19 protein-coding genes are annotated in these 20,018 nt (G+C 72.4%); 12 read left to right on the plus strand and 7 right to left on the minus strand.

Annotation, left to right across the window (positions count from 1 at the left end):
• The first annotated feature begins 146 nt into the window (after positions 1-146).
• Both ACFCV8_RS28110 and ACFCV8_RS28115 read left to right on the plus strand, forming a co-directional pair.
• Complete coding sequence (locus ACFCV8_RS28110; protein WP_376688257.1) at positions 147-395, plus strand: WhiB family transcriptional regulator; 249 nt, start codon at positions 147-149, stop codon at positions 393-395.
• 64 nt (positions 396-459) lie between these two features.
• Complete coding sequence (locus ACFCV8_RS28115; RefSeq protein WP_376688258.1) at positions 460-969, plus strand: tetratricopeptide repeat protein; 510 nt, start codon at positions 460-462, stop codon at positions 967-969.
• A gap of 44 nt (positions 970-1,013) precedes the next feature.
• Here ACFCV8_RS28115 and ACFCV8_RS28120 read toward each other — a convergent pair whose 3' ends face one another.
• The 3 genes from ACFCV8_RS28120 to ACFCV8_RS28130 form a co-directional block, all read right to left on the minus strand.
• Positions 1,014-1,988 carry an acyl-ACP desaturase gene (locus ACFCV8_RS28120; protein ID WP_376688259.1) on the minus strand — a complete coding sequence of 325 codons (975 nt, stop codon included), beginning with the start codon at positions 1,986-1,988 and terminating at the stop codon, positions 1,014-1,016.
• A gap of 352 nt (positions 1,989-2,340) precedes the next feature.
• Positions 2,341-2,760 carry a VOC family protein gene (locus ACFCV8_RS28125; protein WP_376688260.1) on the minus strand — a complete coding sequence of 140 codons (420 nt, stop codon included), beginning with the start codon at positions 2,758-2,760 and terminating at the stop codon, positions 2,341-2,343.
• 255 nt (positions 2,761-3,015) lie between these two features.
• Complete coding sequence (locus ACFCV8_RS28130) at positions 3,016-3,432, minus strand: SsgA family sporulation/cell division regulator (RefSeq protein WP_376688261.1); 417 nt, start codon at positions 3,430-3,432, stop codon at positions 3,016-3,018.
• A gap of 185 nt (positions 3,433-3,617) precedes the next feature.
• Here ACFCV8_RS28130 and ACFCV8_RS28135 point away from each other — a divergent pair, with 185 nt between their 5' ends.
• Positions 3,618-4,718: a WD40/YVTN/BNR-like repeat-containing protein gene (locus ACFCV8_RS28135; protein ID WP_376688262.1), complete on the plus strand. Its 1,101-nt coding sequence runs from the start codon at positions 3,618-3,620 to the stop codon at positions 4,716-4,718.
• 54 nt (positions 4,719-4,772) lie between these two features.
• Here the strand turns inward: ACFCV8_RS28135 and ACFCV8_RS28140 are convergent, their stop codons facing one another.
• Positions 4,773-5,072 (minus strand): YciI family protein, encoded by a 300-nt coding sequence (locus ACFCV8_RS28140; protein ID WP_376688263.1) that lies wholly within the window; start codon positions 5,070-5,072, stop codon positions 4,773-4,775.
• A gap of 93 nt (positions 5,073-5,165) precedes the next feature.
• On the opposite strand from ACFCV8_RS28140, the gene ACFCV8_RS28145 reads away from it, so the two are divergent.
• Both ACFCV8_RS28145 and mmpA read left to right on the plus strand, forming a co-directional pair.
• Complete coding sequence (locus tag ACFCV8_RS28145; RefSeq protein ID WP_376688264.1) at positions 5,166-5,846, plus strand: endonuclease V; 681 nt, start codon at positions 5,166-5,168, stop codon at positions 5,844-5,846.
• Positions 5,847-5,895: 49 nt separating this feature from the next.
• A complete protein-coding gene (mmpA, locus tag ACFCV8_RS28150) occupies positions 5,896-6,039 on the plus strand; it encodes a morphogenic membrane protein MmpA (RefSeq protein WP_376688265.1) in 144 nt (47 codons plus the stop codon).
• A gap of 139 nt (positions 6,040-6,178) precedes the next feature.
• On the opposite strand, the gene ACFCV8_RS28155 is transcribed toward mmpA, so the two are convergent.
• Positions 6,179-7,369, minus strand: coding sequence for a saccharopine dehydrogenase family protein (locus tag ACFCV8_RS28155; protein ID WP_376688266.1), 1,191 nt, complete (start codon positions 7,367-7,369; stop codon positions 6,179-6,181).
• Positions 7,370-7,598: 229 nt separating this feature from the next.
• Between ACFCV8_RS28155 and ACFCV8_RS28160 the strand changes: the two genes are divergently transcribed.
• From ACFCV8_RS28160 to ACFCV8_RS28175, 4 genes are read left to right on the plus strand one after another with little or no spacing between them, the layout of a single operon-like run.
• Positions 7,599-8,729, plus strand: a complete 1,131-nt coding sequence (locus tag ACFCV8_RS28160; protein ID WP_376688267.1) for a CaiB/BaiF CoA transferase family protein — start codon at positions 7,599-7,601, stop codon at positions 8,727-8,729.
• Between the two features lie 53 nt (positions 8,730-8,782).
• Positions 8,783-9,925: an acyl-CoA dehydrogenase family protein gene (locus ACFCV8_RS28165; RefSeq protein ID WP_376688268.1), complete on the plus strand. Its 1,143-nt coding sequence runs from the start codon at positions 8,783-8,785 to the stop codon at positions 9,923-9,925.
• Between the two features lie 33 nt (positions 9,926-9,958).
• Entirely contained in the window at positions 9,959-11,173 is a 1,215-nt protein-coding gene (locus tag ACFCV8_RS28170; protein ID WP_376688269.1) for an acetyl-CoA C-acetyltransferase, read from the plus strand.
• Positions 11,174-11,202: 29 nt separating this feature from the next.
• Positions 11,203-13,374: a 3-hydroxyacyl-CoA dehydrogenase NAD-binding domain-containing protein gene (locus tag ACFCV8_RS28175; RefSeq protein ID WP_376688270.1), complete on the plus strand. Its 2,172-nt coding sequence runs from the start codon at positions 11,203-11,205 to the stop codon at positions 13,372-13,374.
• Positions 13,375-13,402: 28 nt separating this feature from the next.
• Here the strand turns inward: ACFCV8_RS28175 and ACFCV8_RS28180 are convergent, their stop codons facing one another.
• Positions 13,403-14,134 (minus strand): MerR family transcriptional regulator, encoded by a 732-nt coding sequence (locus ACFCV8_RS28180; protein WP_376688271.1) that lies wholly within the window; start codon positions 14,132-14,134, stop codon positions 13,403-13,405.
• Positions 14,135-14,264: 130 nt separating this feature from the next.
• Here ACFCV8_RS28180 and ACFCV8_RS28185 point away from each other — a divergent pair, with 130 nt between their 5' ends.
• The 3 genes from ACFCV8_RS28185 to ACFCV8_RS28195 all read left to right on the plus strand — a co-directional run bounded on the left by ACFCV8_RS28185 (position 14,265) and on the right by ACFCV8_RS28195 (position 18,801).
• A complete protein-coding gene (locus ACFCV8_RS28185) occupies positions 14,265-14,741 on the plus strand; it encodes a macro domain-containing protein (protein WP_376688272.1) in 477 nt (158 codons plus the stop codon).
• 85 nt (positions 14,742-14,826) lie between these two features.
• Entirely contained in the window at positions 14,827-15,978 is a 1,152-nt protein-coding gene (locus ACFCV8_RS28190; RefSeq protein ID WP_376688273.1) for a helix-turn-helix transcriptional regulator, read from the plus strand.
• Positions 15,979-16,110: 132 nt separating this feature from the next.
• The gene (locus ACFCV8_RS28195; RefSeq protein ID WP_376688274.1) at positions 16,111-18,801 is read left to right on the plus strand and encodes a M4 family metallopeptidase; all 2,691 of its coding nucleotides are present in this window, start codon (positions 16,111-16,113) and stop codon (positions 18,799-18,801) included.
• An 80-nt stretch (positions 18,802-18,881) separates the two neighbouring features.
• Here the strand turns inward: ACFCV8_RS28195 and ACFCV8_RS28200 are convergent, their stop codons facing one another.
• Entirely contained in the window at positions 18,882-19,931 is a 1,050-nt protein-coding gene (locus tag ACFCV8_RS28200) for a LacI family DNA-binding transcriptional regulator (protein ID WP_376688275.1), read from the minus strand.
• Between the last annotated feature and the right edge of the window lie 87 nt (positions 19,932-20,018).

The raw sequence follows: 20,018 nt of genomic DNA on the forward strand, positions 1-20,018 counted from the left end.
CGCGAGAACGGACCGCGCCCGGCCCTCCCCGGCAGGGTTTCCCGGCCGTACCGCCCGGGTATCCAGAGACCTGGCCGGAAGTCTTCGGCGCGCCGCATTGATGGCGCGTTGATCAGTCGTTTATCGCGACCGGGCATGGTGGTCCCATGCTGATCAACACCGCGACCGACCCCGCACTCGCCTGGCAGGAGACAGCGCTGTGCGCCCAGGCCGGCCCCGAGTTCTTCTTCCCGGCCCCCGGCAGCTCCACCCGCGAGGCCAAGCAGCTCTGCGGCGCCTGCGAGGGACGGCAGGCCTGCCTCGAATACGCCCTCGCCAACGACGAGCGCTTCGGTGTCTGGGGCGGCCTCTCCGAGAAGGAGCGGGAGCGCCTGCGCAGAACCCGCCGCGCCTGAAACACCCTCTTGGAGGTCCCCGCCCGGATCAGGCCGGACGCACGGGACCTGGCACGATAACGGGATGAACGATCACGACCGGAACGACCGGGACAGTCTGCTCGCGGCAGCCGTGGCCCTGCGCGCGGAGGGCCGCCGCGAAGAGGCCCGGCAGCGGCTGCTCGCCCTCTGCGCCGCCTTCCCCGACGATGCGACGGTCGCGTACCAGACCGCCTGGGCCCACGACGTGCTCGGCCTGGAGGCCGAGGCCGTGCCCTTCTACGAACGTGCCCTGACCGGCGCCGGGCTGACCGAGGAGGACCGCCAGGGCGCGCTGCTCGGACTGGGCAGCACCTACCGGGTGCTCGGGCAGTACGAGAAGGCGGTCCGGACCCTGCGCGAGGGCGTCGGACAGTTCCCCGGGGACGGGGCGCTGCGCACCTTCCTCGCCATGGCCCTCTTCAACACCGGTGCGCACCACGAGGCGATGCGGCTGCTGCTGGAACTGCTCGCGTCCGGCAGCACGGACCCGTCGGTGCGCGAGTACCACGAGGCGATCACCCACTACGCCCAGGACCTGCACGCGACGGTATGAGCGCCGGGTGGCGGAGCGGGCCCCGCCCCGCCACCCACGGACCGTCAGACGCGGCCGCGCGCCGACATCCGGGCCTTGCGGGCCGCCAGCTTCTCGTCGAACTTCGACGCCTCGTGGTCCAGGCCGCCCATGAACATCCCCAGCTCCTCCTGCGCCTTCAGACCCTCCGGCCCCAGCCCGTCGATGGAGAGGATCTTGAGGTAGCGCAGCACCGGCTGGATCACGTCGTCGTGGTGGATGCGCATGTTGTAGATCTCGCCGATCGCCATCTGCGCGGCCGCCCGCTCGAAGCCGGGCATGCCGTGACCGGGCATCCGGAAGTTGACGACGACATCGCGCACGGCCTGCATCGTCAGGTCCGGGGCCAGCTCGAAGGCCGCACCGAGGAGGTTGCGGTAGAAGACCATGTGCAGGTTCTCGTCGGTCGCGATCCGCGCCAGCATGCGGTCGCAGACCGGGTCGCCCGACTGGTGACCGGTGTTGCGGTGCGAGACCCGGGTCGCCAGCTCCTGGAAGGCCACGTACGCCACCGAGTGCAGCATCGAGTGCCGGTTGTCGGACTCGAAGCCCTCCGCCATGTGCGCCATCCGGAACTGCTCCAGCTTGTCCGGGTCGACCGCCCGCGAGGTGAGCAGGTAGTCGCGCATCACGATGCCGTGGCGGCCCTCCTCCGCCGTCCACCGGTGCACCCAGGTGCCCCAGGCTCCGTCGCGGCCGAAGAGCGAGGCGATCTCGTGGTGGTAGCTGGGGAGGTTGTCCTCGGTCAGCAGGTTCACCACCAGAGCGATCTTGCCGATGTCGGTGACCTTGGACTGGTCGGCCTGCCAGGCCTCTCCGTCCTCGAAGACGCCGGGGAAGTTCCGGCCGTCGGAGAACGGCACGTACTCGTGGGGCATCCAGTCCTTGGCGACCTTCAGATGGCGGTTGAGCTCCTTCTCCACCACCTCTTCCAAGGCATACAGCAGCTGGGCGTCGGTCCACGCCTTCGGGCTGCCGAGGTGGGGAGCGGTGATCGTCACTGGGGACTCCTGGGGACGGGAGAAGTACCTACGGGTACGTAGGTTACGAGACCGTAGGTTAAGGCGGGGGTAAGGCCGCCGCCAATCCGCCCCGTGCATCGACCGGATGTCTGACGTTATGTGGGGATTTTCCACCACTGATGTGCCGGACCTCGCCGGACCCTGTCGGACAAGCGTGACGCTGCCGACGGATCCGGCCGTGGCCGGCGCGTGCGGCACCGAGGCCCGCCCGTGTGCGGCCGGGGCCCGAACGGCTCCCCGGCCGCCTCGCCCCGGAGTTGGTCCGGAGTTGGTCCGGGACGGGGGCCGGGGAGGCCGCGGGGCGGAGCGGGCGGCCCCGTCCCGTGGGCCGCTACGGCCGCGCGTACGGCCGGGTCATGATCTCCATGTTGTGGCCGTCCGGGTCGTCGAAGTAGGCGCCGCGCCCGCCGAAGAGGCGGTTGATCCGGCCGGGCTCGGTGTGGCCGGGGTCGGCGTAGTAGGTGACCCCGACCGTCTCCAGGCGGGCGATCATGGCGTCGAACCGCTCTTCGGGCACGAGGAACGCGTAATGCTGCGGCTGGACCGCCTCGTCGCGCTTCTCGTAGTAGTCGAGTGTCACGCCGTTGCCCAGGTCGACGGGGAGGAACGGCCCGAAGGGGGAGCCGACCTCCAGACCCAGGATCGCGGCGATGAACTCGGCCGAGAGGTACCGGTCCGTGGCGTATACGGCGGTGTGGTTCAGCTCGACGGCGCCGGCCGGTTCGGGCGGGTACTGCTGATCATGTGGCATGCGCGGATGTGACTCCGAGTCCTTGTTCCGGTGGGAAGCGCCACGCGTGGGCGCCGGGAAGGGGGACGCGGAGGAGACGGCGGGCCTCTGGCCCGCCTCGTGCTCACGCCGGGGCCGGGTGCCTCACTTGTGCGTGGCCCATGGCCGACCCGGCAGTCACCCGGCCGACCCTAGTGCCTCACGATGTGTCACGGCAATGCCGAATGCCGTGGGCCCGCCCGGCGAAGTCCGTGCCCGGGGTGGACGGGCCCCGGGTCAGCAGGGGCCGCCGAGCAGTGCGGTCAGCCCCCGGTCGAGATCGAGGAAGCGGTGCTCGTCGCCGGTCGGTACCCGCTCCAGCGAGCGCTCCAGGAAGAGCCGCAGCTCGGACGTGCGGACGTGCACCATCGCGACCCCCTCGACGGCGTGGAACTCCAGGACCGTACGGTCGTAGCCGAACGGCCTGATACGTACGTCCCCCACGCCGGCCGACGTGTCCATCCCCGCGGCCAGCAGCTCGCGGGAGAACTCCCACGCGACCTCGGTGCCTTCCAGGGTCGCGGGGGCGGGGAACGCCATCCGTACGGTGAACGGATCGCTCGGGTCGTACCGGAGCGTGGCGGGAAGGGTCTCCATCCGCGGCGCGGACGCGACCATGCGGGCCTGCACGGACTGCTGGATGACGGTGGACACGACCTGCTCCCCTTCGCTGCCGGACGGACGGCTCCCGGCACTGATGGAGACGACGGAATTCCCGGATGCGTGCACCGGGTCGCCGCGTGAGCTGTGTCACCGCGCGCCGTGGCGGCGTGCTCGCGGCCGTTTCCCGGCGGCGGACCCTGGACGGGGCGCGAACCGGTGGGCTAGCTTCCAGCGCCATGAGGGTCAAGGGGAAGACGAGACGGCTGATGTCCTGGGGGCTCTGTGCGGCGGCGCTGGTCGCGGCCTCGGCCACACCGGCGGGAGCGGCGGCGCCGCGCGACCGGGACCGGCCCGCCGAGCGGCCGGCCTGGACGCTGACCGACACCGGGACCGACGCGCGGTTCCGCGGCCTGGCCGCCGTCGACCGGCGCACCGCCTGGGTCGCGGGGTCCGGGGGCACAGTGCTGCGCACCGTCGACGGCGGCCGGCACTGGCGCGATGTTTCACCGGCCGGAGCGGCCCGGGAGGCACTGGAGTTCCGCGACATCGAGGCGTTCGACGCCCGGCGGGCGGTGGCCCTGGCCATCGGGGAGGGCGAGGCCTCCCGGGTGTACCGCACCGAGGACGGGGGTGCGACCTGGACGGAGTCGTTCCGCAACACCGACGCCCGCGCCTTCTACGACTGCCTCACCTTCTTCGACAGCCGGCACGGACTGGCGATGAGCGATCCGGTGGACGGCAGGTACCGCATCCTGTCGACCGCGGACGGCGGCCGCAGCTGGCGGGTGCTGCCCGCCACGGGCATGCCGGACGCGCGGCCCGGGGAGGCCGCGTTCGCCGCCGGCGGCCAGTGCCTGGTCTCCTCGGGCCCCCGGGACGTCTGGCTGGCGACCGGCGGCGCGGACACCGCGCGCGTGCTGCACTCCGCCGACCGGGGGCTGACCTGGACCGCGGCCGAGTCGACGATCCCGGCCGGGGACCCGGCCCGCGGCGTCTTCGCACTGGCCTTCCGCGACCGCCGGCACGGCATCGCGGTCGGCGGCGACTACCGGCCCGGCGAGGCCTCGCCGCGGGCCGCGGCGGTGTCCGGCGACGGCGGCCGGACCTGGCGGCAGTCCGCCACCCCGCCGGCCGCCTACCGCTCCGGTGTCGCCTGGCTGCCGCACAGCGGATCGGCCGCGCTCGCGGTCGGCCCGACCGGCACCGACCTCACGACGGACGGCGGCCGTACCTGGCGCACCGTCGACACCGGCTCGTACGACACCGTCGACTGCACGGCGGACGGCGGCTGCTGGGCGGCCGGTGAGCAGGGCCGGGTGGCCCGCTCCGGACACTGAACACCCGCCGCGCATCTCCCGGGACGGGACCGGATCCGTCCCGGGAGGCACCCGCTATCCGGGCAACTGCTGGCGGTACGGGGCCAGCCCGGCCGCCGTCTTCGTCGCGATGAACTCCGTGACCCTGTACGCGCACACCCCATGCACCGTGAACGGGTCCGCCGCGACGATCTCCTCGATCTTCGCCCGGTCGTCCCCGACGGCCAGGACGATCCCGCCGTCACGCGGGTTCTTGCGGCCCGAGGCGATGAACACCCCGGCCTCGTACTGCGTGTCGAGCCAGGAGACATGGTCCGCGAGCAGCGCGTCGATCCGTTCGACGGGGGCGGTGTAGGTCAATTCCAGTACGAACATGCCGCCAGGCTACGGGCCGGACGGCGGCCGCCGGCCACCGCCCGGGGCCTGGCCCGTCAGGGGTACGGGACGGCCCGTAGACTCGCCGGCACCATGACAGAGTTCTCGATGCCCGCCGACGAGGCCGAGGCCCGCGCCGTCCAGGACGCTCTGCGGACCCGGGTGGTGCTCGACGAACCGGGCCCGCCGCCCGGCACCGGACGGGTCACCGGCGTCGACGTCGCCTACGACGACGAGCGCGATGTCGTCGTCGCGGCGGCGGTCGTCCTCGACGCGGCGACGTGCGAGGTGGTCGCCGAGACCACCGCCACCGGCCGGATCACCTTCCCGTACGTTCCCGGCCTCCTGGCCTTCCGCGAGATCCCGACCGTGCTGGCCGCCCTCGAAGCGCTGCCGGTCGACCCCGGGCTCGTGATCTGCGACGGCTACGGCCGGGCGCATCCCCGCCGCTTCGGACTCGCCAGCCACCTCGGGGTCATCACCGGCCTCCCGGCGATCGGCGTCGCCAAGAACCCGTTCACCTTCACCTACGAGCAGCCCGGCCCGTGCCGGGGCGACTGGTCACCGCTGCTCGACGGGGAGGAGGAGGTGGGCCGGGCGCTGCGCACCCAGGACGGCGTCAAACCCGTCTTCGTCTCCGTGGGCCACCGCACCGGCCTGGACAACGCCTGCGCCCACACCCTGCGGCTGGCCCGCGACTTCCGGCAGCCGGAGACCACCCGCAGGGCGGACGCGCTCTGCCGCCGGGCCCTGAAGGAAGCGACCGCCGCCTGAGTACGCGTACGGATACCGCTTGTCGATCATGACCGGCAAGCTTGTACCCATGAACGAACATCGAACGTCCACACGACCCGGCACCGTCTACCTCGCCCAGCGGCGGCTCGCGGTGGGAATGACCCTCGGCATGGTGGCGGGTGTGGTCTGGGCCGTCTCGATCGTCTGCACCCTGGTGTCCTGGGCGCTCTGACGCCGTGCCGCGCGGCGGATCGTGCCGGTCGGCCCCCGGCGCCGAGCGGCGTACGCCCGGTGTCCCGGGCCGTTCCCCGCGGACCCCGTTCCGCGCGAGTGCCTGCCGCCACCGGTGTGCCGGCCCGGCGCCCGCCGGCTCAGCGCGCGGAGGCGACCCGGAAGCGCAGACCGGCCGCGCGCAGCCGCCCCGTCAGCGCGTCCCCCATCGCGGTGGCCGTGGTCAGCTGCCCCGAGAGCGGCGGGAGCTCGTCCAGGGCGAGGCAGAGCGCGGATTCGGCGAGCATCTTCGCCGTCTCGCCGTAGCCCGGATCCCCGCCCGAGACCTCGGTGAAGACCCGCCGCCCGCCGCCCTCGCCGACGAACCGCACCCGGAACCAACTGCGCCCGCGCCGCTCCGCGTCCGGCCCCCGGCCCGGTTCGTACCGGCCCATCAGCCAGGACCTGGCCGCCGGGATCTGCGCGGCGCCCAGCAGACCACCGGCCGCCACCGCGCCTCCGAGCGCCACCGGCAGGCGCCGCACCGAGGCGAAGTGGCGGTAGCGGAAGTCGGGGCCGTACCGGTCCAGCGCCCGCGCCGAGCGTTCGACGACCCGGGGGTCCAGGGTCGGCAGCGGCAGCGCCCAGGCGCCGGTCTCCGGGCTGAAGTGCGGGGCGCCGAACGGGGCCCCGGCCCGGCGGGCGACCAGCCGCGGCTCGTGCAGCCGGCGCTCCCGGGCCGCGCGCAGCATCCGGGTGCCGCGGCCCATCGCGGCGAGCGCCGAGGCGAACGTGCCGCCGGAGAAGACGGCGTCGCTGCTCACGAAGCCGTCGATGGTCAGCGGCACGTCCTTCGGCAGCCGCTGGACGGTGAAGTACACCCCGAGGTCGTGCGGTACGGAGTCGAAGCCACAGGCGTGCACGATCCTGGCCCCGGTCTCGCGGGCCCGCGCGTCGTGCGCCAGATACATCCGGTCCACGAACTCCGCCTCGCCGGTGAGGTCCGCGTAGTCCGTCCCCGCCTCGGCGCAGGCCGCGACCAGCTTCTCCCCGTACCAGACATAGGGGCCCACCGTGGTGGCCACCACGGCGGCGGACTCGGCGAGCGCGCGCAGGGAGCCCTCGTCGTCGGCGTCGGCACGCAGCAACGGGAGGTCCGCGCAGTGCGGGGCGAGCGTGGTGAGCCGGTCGCGCAGGCGCTCCAGCCGGGCCGGATCGCGCCCGGCCAGGGCCCAGCGGAGGCCGGCGGGCGCGCGGACGGCCAGATACTCGGCGGTGAGGGCGCCCACGAAGCCGGTGGCGCCGAAAAGGACCACGTCGTAGGGGCGTCGCGCCCCGTTCCGCCTGTTCATGACTGCCTCCGCGGGGGCCTGGTGCCGATGTGGCAGGCAGAGGGTAGCGGAGCGGGCCGTGGCGCTGTGCGGCAGGGCGGCCGGGGTGCGGAAGGATCCGGCACACGAGCCCGGCCCGATCCGGACGAGAGACCCTAAGCGCTTGCTCGGCCCCAGGGGTTGTGCGGAGCGCGGCGCATTCTTAGCATCATCGCTGTTACATCAGTTGTGTCATACCGCTGGGGGCTTGATGGCAACGACAGAGCACGACTTGCGGGGCCCACTGGCGGGGGTGCGGGTGGTCGAACTGGCGGGCATCGGCCCCGGCCCGTTCGCCGCGATGCTCCTGGCCGACCTCGGTGCCGACGTCGTCAGGGTCGACCGGCCCGGCGGCCCGGGGCTGGGCATCGACCCCGCGTACGACCTCACCAACCGCAACAAGCGCTCCGTGCTCGTCGACCTCAAGTCCGCGGGCGGGGCCGACACGGTGCTCGATCTGGCCGAGCGCGCCGACATCCTGATCGAGGGCTACCGGCCGGGCGTCGCCGAGCGCCTCGGGGTCGGCCCCGACGCCGCCCTGGCCCGCAATCCGGGGCTGGTGTACGGCCGGATGACCGGCTGGGGCCAGGACGGGCCGCTCGCCGAGCGCGCCGGGCACGACATCGCGTACATCGCGCTCACCGGCACCCTCTCCATGATCGGCAAGCCCGGCGAGCCGCCCACCGTCCCGGCCAACCTCGTCGGCGACTACGCGGGCGGCTCGCTCTATCTCGTCGTCGGCGTCCTCGCCGCCCTCCAGCACGCCCGCACCCCCGGCGGCCGGGGTCAGGTGGTGGACGCGGCGATCGTCGACGGGGCCGCCCACCTCGCCACGATGATCCACGGCATGCTGGCGGCCGGCGGCTGGCAGGACCGGCGCGGCTCCAACCTCCTGGACGGCGGCTGCCCGTTCTACGGCACCTACGAGACCGCCGACGGGCAGTACATGGCGGTCGGGCCGCTGGAGCAGCGGTTCTACGCGGAGTTCGTCCGGCTCCTCGGGCTCGGCGACGGCGCCCCCGACCGGGGCGACATCGCCCGGTGGGAGGAACTGCGCACGACGGTCGCCGACCGGTTCCGTACCCGTACGCGCGCCGAGTGGACCGAGGTGTTCGAAGGGTCGGACGCCTGCGTCGCCCCCGTCCTCTCGCTCCGCGAGGCGCCCGGCCATCCGCACCTGGCCGCCCGCTCCACCTTTGTCGAGCACGACGGGCTCACCCAGCCCGCCCCCGCGCCGCGCTTCTCCGCCACCCCCGTCTCCGTACGCCGCCCTCCCGCACGGCCCGGCGCGGACACCGAGGCCGTCGCCGCCGACTGGGGCGTACCCGGCCTCACCGGCTGACCCGGGGCCCGGCACCCACTCCACCACCGAGACACGACTCCAGGAGGCCCGCTGTGCAGCGGCAGATCTTCACCGAGGAGCACGACGCGTTCCGCGAGACCGTGCGCACCTTCCTCACCAAGGAAGTGCTCCCGTACTACGAGCAGTGGGAGAAGGACGGCATCGTCTCGCGCGAGGCATGGCTCGCGGCCGGCCGGCAGGGGCTGCTGGGCCTCGCCGTGCCCGAGGAGTACGGCGGCGGAGGGAACCCCGACTTCCGCTACAGCGCCGTTCTCGCCGAGGAGTTCACCCGGGCGGGCGCCCCCGGCCTCGCGCTCGGCCTGCACAACGACATCATCGGCCCCTACCTCACCGGCCTGGCCACCGAGGAGCAGAAGCGGCGCTGGCTGCCCGGCTTCTGCAGCGGCGAGACGATCACCGCGATCGCCATGACCGAACCCGGCGCGGGCTCCGATCTCCAGGGCATCCGCACCACCGCCGAGGACCAGGGCGACCACTGGCTGCTCAACGGCTCCAAGACCTTCATCTCCAACGGCATCCTCGCCGATCTGGTCGTGGTCGTGGCGAAGACCACCCCCGAGGGCGGCGCCAAGGGGCTCTCGCTGATCGTCGTCGAGCGCGGCGCGGAGGGCTTCGAGCGCGGCCGCAACCTCGACAAGATCGGCCAGAAGTCCCAGGACACCGCCGAGCTCTTCTTCCACGACGTACGCGTCCCCAAGGAGAACCTCCTCGGCGAGCGGGACGGCGCCTTCATCCACCTGATGACCAACCTCGCGCAGGAGCGGATGGGCATCGCGGTGGCCGGGATCGCCGCCGCCGAGCACCTGCTGGAGATCACCACCGCGTACGTCAAGGAACGCGAGGCCTTCGGCCGCCCGCTCTCCAAGCTCCAGCACGTCCGGTTCGAGATCGCCGAGATGGCCACCGAGTGCGCCGTCACCCGTACCTTCCTGGACCGCTGCATCGTCGACCACTCCGAGGGAACCCTCGACGCCGTGCACGCCTCGATGGCCAAGTGGTGGGCCACCGAACTGCAAAAACGCGTCGCCGACCGCTGTCTCCAACTCCATGGCGGATACGGCTACATGGCGGAATTCCCGGTCGCCAGGGCGTTCACCGACGGCCGTATCCAGACCATCTACGGCGGTACGACCGAGATCATGAAGGAGATCATCGGCCGCTCCCTGCTCGCCTGAACCCTCGCACAACCACCCCGAAAGGCTGCTGTCTTGAGTACCGAAGCGTTTGTCTACGACGCGATCCGCACCCCGCGCGGCCGCGGCAAGGCCAATGGGGCCCTGCACGGCACCAAGCCGATCGACCTCGTCGTCGGCCTCATCCACGAACTCCGTGACCGCTTCCCCGGCCTCGACCCGGCGGCCATCGACGACATCGTCCTCGGCGTGGTCAGCCCGCTCGGCGACCAGGGCTCCGACATCGCCCGCATCGCGGCCGTCGCCGCCGGGCTCCCCGACAGCGTCGCGGGTGTCCAGGAGAACCGCTTCTGCGCCTCCGGTCTGGAGGCCGTCAACCTGGCCGCGGCCAAGGTCCGCTCCGGCTGGGAGGACCTGGTCCTCGCCGGCGGCGTCGAGTCGATGTCCCGGGTGCCGATGGGCTCCGACGGCGGCGCCTGGGCGATGGACCCGATGACCAGCTACCAGGTCGGCTTCGCCCCGCAGGGCGTCGGCGCCGACCTCATCGCCACCATCGAGGGCTTCTCCCGCCGCGATGTCGACGAATTCGCCGCGCTCTCCCAGGAGCGCGCCGCCGAGGCATGGAAGGAGGGCCGCTTCGCCCGTTCCGTCGTCCCGGTCAAGGACCGCAACGGACTCGTCGTCCTCGACCACGACGAGCACATGCGCCCCGGCACCACCGCCGACTCGCTCGCGGCGCTCAAGCCCTCCTTCGCCGCGGTCGGCGAGATGGGCGGCTTCGACGCGGTGGCGCTGCAGAAGTACCACTGGGTCGAGAAGATCGACCACGTCCACCACGCGGGCAACTCCTCCGGCATCGTCGACGGCGCCGCCCTCGTCGCGATCGGCAACAAGGAGACCGGCGAGCGCTACGGACTCACCCCGCGCGCCCGGATCGTCTCCGCCGCGGTCTCCGGCTCCGAGCCGACCATCATGCTGACCGGCCCCGCCCCGGCCACCCGCAAGGCCCTCGCCAAGGCCGGGCTGACCATCGACGACATCGACCTCGTCGAGATCAACGAGGCCTTCGCCGGCGTCGTGCTCCGCTTCGCCCGGGACATGGGGCTCTCCCTCGACAAGATCAACGTCAACGGCGGCGCCATCGCGCTCGGCCACCCGCTCGGCGCCACCGGCGCCATGATCCTCGGCACCCTCATCGACGAACTGGAACGCCGCGACCAGCGGTACGGCCTCGCCACCCTCTGCGTCGGCGGAGGCATGGGCATCGCCACCGTCATCGAGCGCGTCTGACCGTCCCCCGCCTACGGAGAAGAAGAACCATGACCGAGAGCACGACCATCCGCTGGGAACAGGACGAGACAGGCGTCGTCACCCTCGTACTCGACGACCCCGGCCAGTCCGCCAACACGATGAACCAGGCGTTCAAGGAATCCATCGCCGCCGTCGCCGACCGTGCCGAGGCCGAGAAGGACTCCATCCGGGGCATCATCTACACCTCCGCCAAGAAGACCTTCTTCGCGGGCGGCGACCTCAAGGACATGATCAAGGTCGGCCCCGACAACGCCCAGCAGGTCTTCGAGACCGGCCTCGCCATCAAGAGCGCGCTGCGCCGCATCGAGACCCTCGGCAAGCCCGTCGTCGCGGCCATCAACGGCGCGGCGCTCGGCGGCGGCTACGAGATCGCCCTGGCCGCGCACCACCGCGTCGCCCTCGACGCCCCCGGCTCCCGGATCGGCCTGCCCGAGGTCACCCTCGGCCTGCTCCCCGCCGGTGGCGGCGTCACCCGAACCGTACGCCTCATGGGCATCGCCGACGCCCTGCTGAAGGTCCTCCTCCAGGGCACCCAGTACACCCCGCGCCGGGCCCTGGACAACGGCCTGGTCCACGAGCTCGCCGCGACCCGCGACGAGATGCTCGACAAGGCCCGCGCCTTCATCGACGCCCACCCCGAGTCCCAGCAGCCCTGGGACGTCAAGGGCTACCGGATCCCCGGCGGCACCCCGTCGAACCCGAAGTTCGCGGCCAACCTCCCGGCCTTCCCGTCGAACCTGAAGAAGCAGCTCGGCGGTGCCCCGATGCCCGCGCCCCGCAACATCCTGGCCGCCGCCGTCGAGGGCTCCCAGGTCGACTTCGAGACCGCGCAGACCATCGAGGCCCGCTACTTCACCGAGCTGGTCACCGGCCAGGTCGCGAAGAACATGATCCAGGCGTTCTTCTTCGACCTCCAGGCCGTCAACTCCGGCGCCAGCCGCCCCAAGGGCATCGAGGAGCGCCCGGTCACCAGGGTCGCCGTGCTCGGCGCCGGGATGATGGGCGCGGGCATCGCGTACTCCTGCGCCCGCGCCGGGATCGACGTCGTGCTCAAGGACGTCTCCGCCGAGGCCGCGGCCAAGGGCAAGGCGTACAGCGAGAAGCTGCTCGACAAGGCGCTCGCCCGGGGCCGTACGACCGAGGCAAAGCGCGACGAACTGCTGGCCCGGATCACCCCGACCGCCGACCCGGCCGACCTGGCGGGCTGCGACGCCGTGATCGAGGCCGTCTTCGAGGACACCGCGCTCAAGCACAAGGTGTTCCAGGAGATCCAGCACGTCGTCGCCCCGGACGCACTGCTCTGCTCCAACACCTCCACCCTGCCCATCACCGTCCTCGCCGAGGGCGTCGAGCGCCCGGCCGACTTCATCGGGCTGCACTTCTTCTCGCCCGTGGACAAGATGCCGCTGGTCGAGATCATCAAGGGCGAGCGGACCGGCGACGAGGCCCTGGCCCGCGCCTTCGACCTGGTCCGCCGGATCAGGAAGACCCCGATCGTCGTCAACGACTCCCGCGGCTTCTTCACCTCACGGGTCATCGGCCAGTTCATCAACGAGGGCGTCGCGATGGTCGGCGAGGGCGTCGAGCCCGCCTCCGTCGAGCAGGCCGCCGCCCAGTGCGGCTACCCGGCCAAGGTGCTCTCCCTGATGGACGAGCTGACCCTCACCCTGCCGCGCAGGATCCGCGACGAGACCAGGCGGGCCGTCGAGGAGGCCGGCGGCACCTGGCCCGGCCACCCCGCGGACGGAGTCATCGACCGGATGGTCGACGAGTTCGGCCGGCCGGGACGCAGCGGCGGCGCCGGCTTCTACGAGTACGACGAGAACGGTGCCCGCACCCGCCTGTGGCCCGGACTGCGCGAGCACTTCACCAAGCCGGACACGGACGTCCCGTTCACCGACATGAAGGAGCGGATGCTCTTCTCCGAGGCGCTGGACAGCGTCCGCTGCCTGGAGGAGAACGTCCTGATCACCGTCGCCGACGCCAACATCGGCTCCATCATGGGCATCGGCTTCCCGCCGTGGACCGGCGGCGTGCTCCAGTACATCAACGGGTACGAGGGCGGCCTGCCCGGCTTCGTGGCCCGCGCCCGGGAGCTCGCCGAGCGGTACGGCGACCGCTTCCTGCCGCCCGCGCTGCTGGTGGAGAAGGCCGAGAAGGGCGAGACCTTCCACGACTGACGGCGGCCCCGGCCCCCGCGGGCCGCGTTCACCGCGCAGTGAACGCGGCCCGCAGCTCCTCCTTCAGCGACCGCTGGAACGCGGTCACCAGCGCCTGGAGCACCATCGGCTGCATATGGGCCGAGAGCGACTTCATCGCCGCCACGTGCTCCGGGTCCGACTCCCGCTCCCGGTACGGACCCCACACCTCGTCCCGGAACAGCCGGGTCAGCTCCTGCGCCGCGGACCGGGAGTGCTCCAGCAGCACCGTGCGGGCCGCCAGGATCGTCTCGTGCGCGATCGGCACACCCAGCAGCTCGACCCCCAGCCGCAGCAGCCCCGGATCCACCCGGTAGCTCCCGTCGACCGGCTCCGCGCGCTCCAGCACCCCCAGGGCCGCCAGCCGGGCGATGTCCTGCTCGGACAGCGCCCGGCCCGCCCGCCGCTCCAGCTCCGCCCGGGTCGCGTCCTCCGCGGAGTCCGGCGCCCAGGAGGCCACCACGGCCCGGTGGATCGCCAGGTCCTGGGCGCTGAGGTCGGGCGGCAGCTGCTCCAGGTAACGCTCGATGGCGGCCAGCGTCATGCCCTGGTGCTGGAGCTCCTCGATGAGCGCCAGCCGGGAGAGGTGGTCGGGGCCGTACCGCCCCACCCGGCGCGGGCCGATGACCGGGGGCGGCAGCAGCCCCCGGGTGCTGTAGAAACGCACCGTACGCACGGTCACCCCGGCGCGCGCCGCCAGCTCGTCGACGGTGAGCGTGGGCTCGTCGGCCCCGGTCGCCATATCTGCTCCTCGTGTCGGGCCGTGAGGACGGACCGCCGTGTGCGGCGTCCGCCCGACGCAACAGTATTGCTGTCTCACCAATGATGTGAAAGTGCCCGACTGTCAGAGGCGCCGCGTAGGGTCTGCCCACATGTCAGGAATCACGTACATCCAGGGGGACGCGACCGCGCCCCAGGGCAAGGGCGTCAAGCTGATCGCCCATGTCTGCAACGACCTCGGCGGCTGGGGCAAGGGGTTCGTCCTCGCCCTCTCCCGCCGCTGGCCCGAGCCCGAGGCGGCCTACCGCCGCTGGCACCGCGAGCGCGCGGACAACGACTTCGGCCTCGGCGCGGCACAGTTCGTGCAGGTGCGGCCGGACATCTGGGTGGCGAACATGGTGGGCCAGCGAGGCATCCGCAGGGGCAGCAACGGCGTCCCGGTGCGCTACGAGGCGATCGACACGGCGCTCGGCGCGGTCGCCGACCGGGCCGAGGAGCTGGGGGCCTCCGTCCACATGCCGCGGATCGGCTGCGGCCTCGCGGGCGGGAAGTGGTCCCGGATCGAGCCGCTGATCCAGGAGCGGCTGACCGGCCGGGGCGTGGAGGTCACGGTCTACGACTTCGACTGAGGCCCACCGGGCGGCCCCGACCTGCGCAAACCGGCCGGATAACCTGCTTTTGGTCGACGCGGCGGCAGAAAGCGGGGTGGGTCCGGTGGCGGGTGCCGGGGCAGGGCGCGAGGGGGCGGAAGAGCACGAGGAGCCCGAGGACCGGAGGGAGCCCGGAAGACCCGGCGGGGCCGCGCGCCCCGGGGCCGCCGCGCCGGGCGGTCCGGCCGACGCGGCCCTGCTCACCATGGTCGGGCTCGCACCGGACGAGGACGCGCTCTACCGCCGGCTGGTGGACCGGCCCGACAGCGAACCGGAGGCACTCACCGGCCCGTTGGACGGCGCGGCGGTGACCCGTGTCCTCGATTCGCTCGTCGACCGCGGCCTCGCCAGCGCCGCCCGGCCGGACGCCGAGGGCGTCGTACGCTACCGGGCCGCCTCGCCGCTCCTCGCGCTCGGCCCGCTCCTGGAATCCCGCCGCTCCGCGCTCCACCGGGTCGAATCGCTCGTCGGTGACCTCGCCGAACGCCACCGCTCCGCCCAGACGCACGCCTCGGGAGCACCGGTGGAGGTGCTGTCCGGCCCGGCCGCCATCCGGCGGCGGCTGCTGAGCATGCAGCGCCAGGCCAGGATCGAGGTCTGCACCCTGGTGCCGACCCGGCGGGTGCCCGCGGTGCTCAGCTTTGAGGACAACCACGACGAGGTGGACGCCGAGATGGCGCGCCGCGGGGTCAGCGTGCGCAGTGTCGTCGAACGCGAATGGCTGGAGCATCCGCGGACCGCCGCCCTGCTCGCCTCCTGCGTCGCCCAGGGCCAGCACATCTCCGTCACGGACAAGCTGCCGATCAAGCTGGCCATCGTGGACCGCCGGATCGCGCTGCTGCCGCTGGACCCGGAGCGCGAGACGGAGCCGGTGGCCCTGGTCGTGCACCGTACCGGGCTGCTCACGGCGCTCGTCTCGCTCTTCGAGGAGCACTTCGCCAAGGGCTGGCGGCTGAGCGCCTTCGGCACGGAGGAGGAGCCGGGGGCCCGGATCGCCGCCGTCGACCGGCAGATCGTGGCCCTTCTCCACGTCGGGCTGACCGACGCGGCGATAGCCCGTCAGCTCGGCATGGGCCACCGCACCGTCCAGCGGCGGCTGCACACGCTGATGGACGAGGTGGGTGCGGCGACCCGCTTCCAGCTCGGCTGGTACGCGGCCCGCGCGGGCTGGCTGCCGGACGCCGCGGACAACCCCGCTGACCCCGGCCGCGGCTGAGGCGTAATTACGCCACGGCGCTTTCGCGCCAGCGTCATCCCTTGTTCACCCGCGCCCGCATGGCGAACGATCAGCACGTCAAGCGCCGGATGCCCGTACGGATCAGGCGCAGGTGTGCGATGGGGAGGTCCTGTGAGACGAACGAACGTGCTGCGGCTGCTGGCGACCGGGGTGGTCGCCGCCGCGACCGGCGCGTCACTGCTGGCCGCGCCGGCCTGGGCGGACGACACCGCTCCGGAGCGGACGCCCGATCCGGTGCGGGTCGCGCCGGCGATGACACAGGGTCTGGACAAGTCCGCCCGCGAGGGCACCCCGGCCGACGCCGCCCGCGCCCACATCAAGGCCCACCGGGACACCTACAAGGTCCCCGTCTCCGACCTGAGCACGGTCAGGACGACCAAGGACGGCAACCAGTCCTCGGTGCGCTTCCAGCAGAAGCACAACGGTGTCCCGGTCTTCGGCGCCGAGTACGCGGTGCAGACCCGGGCGGCCGACGGCGGCCAGCAGGTCACCTCCGCGACCGGCACCCTCTACACCGACCTCACGGTCTCCACCACGCCGACGGTGAGCGAGGCCACCGCGAAGCAGCGGATGTTCGCCCTGGACCGCGGCCTGTCCGGTGTGCGGGGCGCGAAGACCGAGGCGCACGGCCTGTCCGTACTGCCCGACGCCAAGGGCGGCCGGCTGGCCTGGCACTTCACCGTCACCGGCGGCAAGGCGAACGGCGCCCCGGTGCGCCAGGAGGTGTACATCGACGCCCGGGTCGGCGGCATCGCGCTCTCGTACAACAACGTCGACGCTGCCGACGCCTCGCCCGCGCAGGGCACCGGCGTCCGCGTCGACGGCACCGAGGCGAAGCTGGACGTCAACAAGGAGACGGACGGCTCGTACACCCTGGTCGACTCCACGCGCGCCATGTACCCGTCCACCGGCGGCCAGATCCGCACCTACGACGCGCAGCGCAAGCAGTACACGGACGTTGCGGGCGGCCCGGTTACCGACGACATCCCGCTGGCCACCTCGGCGGGCGACCGCTTCGACGGCGCCAACACCACCTCCGGAGCGGTCGACGCCCACCTGAACGCGGCGAAGGTCTACGAGTACTACAAGAACCAGATCGGCCGCGACGGCGTCGACGGCAAGGGCGGCACGATCTACTCCGTCGTCAACGTCGCCTCCAACGGCAAGGACTACGCCAACGCCTTCTGGGACGGCTCCAAGATGGTCTACGGCCACATGAACGGGGTACCGCTCTCCGTCGGCCTGGACGTCGTCGGCCACGAGATGACGCACGGCGTCACCGAGCACTCCGCGGGTCTCGTCTACCTCAACCAGTCCGGCGCGCTCAACGAGGCGATATCCGACTACTTCGGCAACGCCATGGAGACCGCCGACAAGGGCGTCGCGATGAGCGACCCCACGTCCGGCCTCATCGGCGAGTACCTCTGCAACGGCACCAAGCCGCTGGAGGAGTGCGCCCTGCGCGACCTGAACGACGGGCGCAGCGCGCAGCAGGACTACCAGCCCATCCCGCTCGACATCGACAACGGCGGGGTGCACCACAACTCCACCATCGTCGGCGGCGCGCTGTGGGACATGCGCAAGAACATCGACAGCAAGCTCGCCGACCGGATCATCTACCGGTCCGCGCAGAACTACCTCACCCCGCTGTCCGGCTTCACCGACATGCGCAACGCGGTCACCCTGGCCGCCAAGTCGCTGAACGTCTCCAAGACCGATCTCGCCGCCATCGACAAGGCCTTCGACACCCACGGCATCGAGGCGGGCTGGGAGCAGAAGGGCGGCACGCACGACGGCACCACCATCGGCGCCGACGTCCTGCCCGCCTACGAGGTCTACAGCGGCGTCGACGAGCAGGCCGCGCAGATCAACGGCGACGTCTACGCGATCAGCCACGGCGACGCCATCGCCTGGGACCAGGGCAGCGCCGCCTTCGGGATCACCGTGGGCCGCTTCGGCAAGAAGCCGACGCACGAGCTGGCCCAGAAGGACGCGTACCTGCTCGACCCCTCGCTCGACGACGACCGCATCGTCTTCACCCGGATCGCCGGTGACTCCATCGGCGTCTACCAGACCGGTCCCAAGGGCCAGGGCGCGATCAAGAAGGTCGTCGACCGCCCCGACGCCGACGAGACCGAGCCGGTGACCGACAACGGCGCGCTCGCCTACATCAGCACCACCGCCGACGGCGAGCAGGACGTCATGCTCCGCAAGGCGGACGGCACCACGGTCAACGTGACCCCCGAGGCGGGCTCCCGCGCGAGCCACCTCGCGATGAAGAACGGGCGGATCGCCTGGGCGGGCGGCGACGGCACGTACGTGTACGTCCACGACGTCAAGACGGGCACCACGCAGACCAAGCGCATCACCGGGTTCCTCTTCGACTACGTCTCGGACATCCAGCTCACCTCGGACCGGGTCTTCTGGCGCGAGACCGGCGGCTTCCTGATCCCCAGCACGGGCTTCCTGTCGGCCCCGCTCGACGACCTGTCCAAGGCCGCCAAGCTGCGCTACCCGTCGAGCGTCTTCCTCGCCCAGTTCTCCGTCACCGACGAGTACTTCGCCTACTCCACGTTCGACCTGTGGGGCGCGCTCGGTTCCTGGAGCGGGCCGGGCAAGGCGAAGGTCGCCAGGACCGCCGACGTGGTCGCCGGTCTCGACACGTACACCCGGGTCTCCTGCTCCTCCGGCGCCCAGCTGGCCCCGTCGCTCGGTGACGGCCAGCGCATCGCCTGGCTGGACACCACCGCGGCCGCCACCGATGTGGTGACCCGCGCAACCTTCGCCGGGACCTGCGAGTAGCGGTCCGGCACCACCGCACCGAAGGCAGGGGCGTCCACCGGGTACCCGGGGGGCGCCCCTGCCTCTTGTGCGACGGGGGCTCAGGCGGAGGCCCGGCGCACCAGCTCCGTCGGGGTGACCACGGCCAGCGGCTCCTCGGGGCCGCCGCTTCCGGAGAGCAGGTCCATCAGCATCCGCACCATCAACCGGCCCATGCCCTCGACATCCTGACGGACCGTCGTCAGCGGGGGATCGGTGGCCTCGGCTATCGACCCCATGTCGTCGAAGCCGACCAGCGCCACCTCGTCCGGCACCCCGCGCCCCCGCTCGCGCAGCACCCGCAGCGCGCCGGAGGCCATCAGGTCGTTGGCGGCGAAGACCGCGTCCAGGCCGGGGGCGCGGCCGAGCAGCTCCGCCATCGCCCGCGCCCCTCCCTCCGCGGTGAAGTCGCCGTCCGCGGTCAGGGCCGGGTCCGCGTCGGGCAGTACATCGCGGTAGCCGTCGATCCGGTCGAGCGCCGAGGTCTGGTCGCGCGGCCCGGCGATGTGCGCGATCCGGCGCCGGCCGAGGGAGACCAGATGGCGCACGGCCGCCGCCGCGCCGCCGCGGTTGTCGCAGTCCACGTAGGGCACGGCCGGTCCTGGGGTCTCGCCGGGGCGGCCCGGCCGGCCGCCGTAGACCACGGGTACCCGGAACCGGCGGATGACCGAGGGCAGTCCGCCGTCGGTGTGCAGGGAGAAGGCCAGCACCCCGTCCACATGGCCACCGGCCAGATAGCGGGCGACCCGGTCGAAATCGCCCCGGCCCTCCACCAGTAGCAGCACCAACTGTGAGTCGTACACTGCCAGTTCGCGGCCTATGCCGCGGATCTGCCGGGAGAAGAACGGGTCGGAGAAGATCCGGGACTCCGGCTCGTCGACGATCACGGCGACCGCGCCGTTGCGCCGGGTGACCAGGGTCCGGGCGGCGTGGTTGGGAACGTAGCCCAGTTCCTCGACGGCCTTGCGTACCTGCTCCGCCAGCGCCTTGCGCACCCCCGCCCCGCCGTTCACCACCCGGGAGACGGTCGCCCGCGAGACCCCCGCGCGAGCGGCCACCGCCTCCAGGGTGGGGCGGGACTCGGAAGCGGAATCGCGGGACGGACCGGGCAAGGGGCGCTCCTCGGACACACGGCATCGGACCGGTCCTGCCGCACCGGCGCCGTCAGCCTAACCGGCACCGCCGCCCGTCCACCGGAC

Source organism: Streptomyces sp. NPDC056347 (genome assembly GCF_042262625.1).
Classification (GTDB): domain Bacteria; phylum Actinomycetota; class Actinomycetes; order Streptomycetales; family Streptomycetaceae; genus Streptomyces.

What these genes read in the sequence shown, in the direction of transcription:
- ACFCV8_RS28110 (WP_376688257.1), top strand. Translation starts at nt 147, where the DNA reads ATGCTGATCAACACCGCGACCGACCCCGCACTCGCCTGGCAGGAGACA.
- ACFCV8_RS28115 (WP_376688258.1), top strand. Translation starts at nt 460, where the DNA reads ATGAACGATCACGACCGGAACGACCGGGACAGTCTGCTCGCGGCAGCC.
- ACFCV8_RS28125 (WP_376688260.1), bottom strand. Translation starts at nt 2,760, where the DNA reads ATGCCACATGATCAGCAGTACCCGCCCGAACCGGCCGGCGCCGTCGAG.
- ACFCV8_RS28135 (WP_376688262.1), top strand. Translation starts at nt 3,618, where the DNA reads ATGAGGGTCAAGGGGAAGACGAGACGGCTGATGTCCTGGGGGCTCTGT.
- ACFCV8_RS28140 (WP_376688263.1), bottom strand. Translation starts at nt 5,072, where the DNA reads ATGTTCGTACTGGAATTGACCTACACCGCCCCCGTCGAACGGATCGAC.
- ACFCV8_RS28145 (WP_376688264.1), top strand. Translation starts at nt 5,166, where the DNA reads ATGACAGAGTTCTCGATGCCCGCCGACGAGGCCGAGGCCCGCGCCGTC.
- mmpA (WP_376688265.1), top strand. Translation starts at nt 5,896, where the DNA reads ATGAACGAACATCGAACGTCCACACGACCCGGCACCGTCTACCTCGCC.
- ACFCV8_RS28155 (WP_376688266.1), bottom strand. Translation starts at nt 7,369, where the DNA reads ATGAACAGGCGGAACGGGGCGCGACGCCCCTACGACGTGGTCCTTTTC.
- ACFCV8_RS28160 (WP_376688267.1), top strand. Translation starts at nt 7,599, where the DNA reads ATGGCAACGACAGAGCACGACTTGCGGGGCCCACTGGCGGGGGTGCGG.
- ACFCV8_RS28175 (WP_376688270.1), top strand. Translation starts at nt 11,203, where the DNA reads ATGACCGAGAGCACGACCATCCGCTGGGAACAGGACGAGACAGGCGTC.
- ACFCV8_RS28180 (WP_376688271.1), bottom strand. Translation starts at nt 14,134, where the DNA reads ATGGCGACCGGGGCCGACGAGCCCACGCTCACCGTCGACGAGCTGGCG.
- ACFCV8_RS28185 (WP_376688272.1), top strand. Translation starts at nt 14,265, where the DNA reads ATGTCAGGAATCACGTACATCCAGGGGGACGCGACCGCGCCCCAGGGC.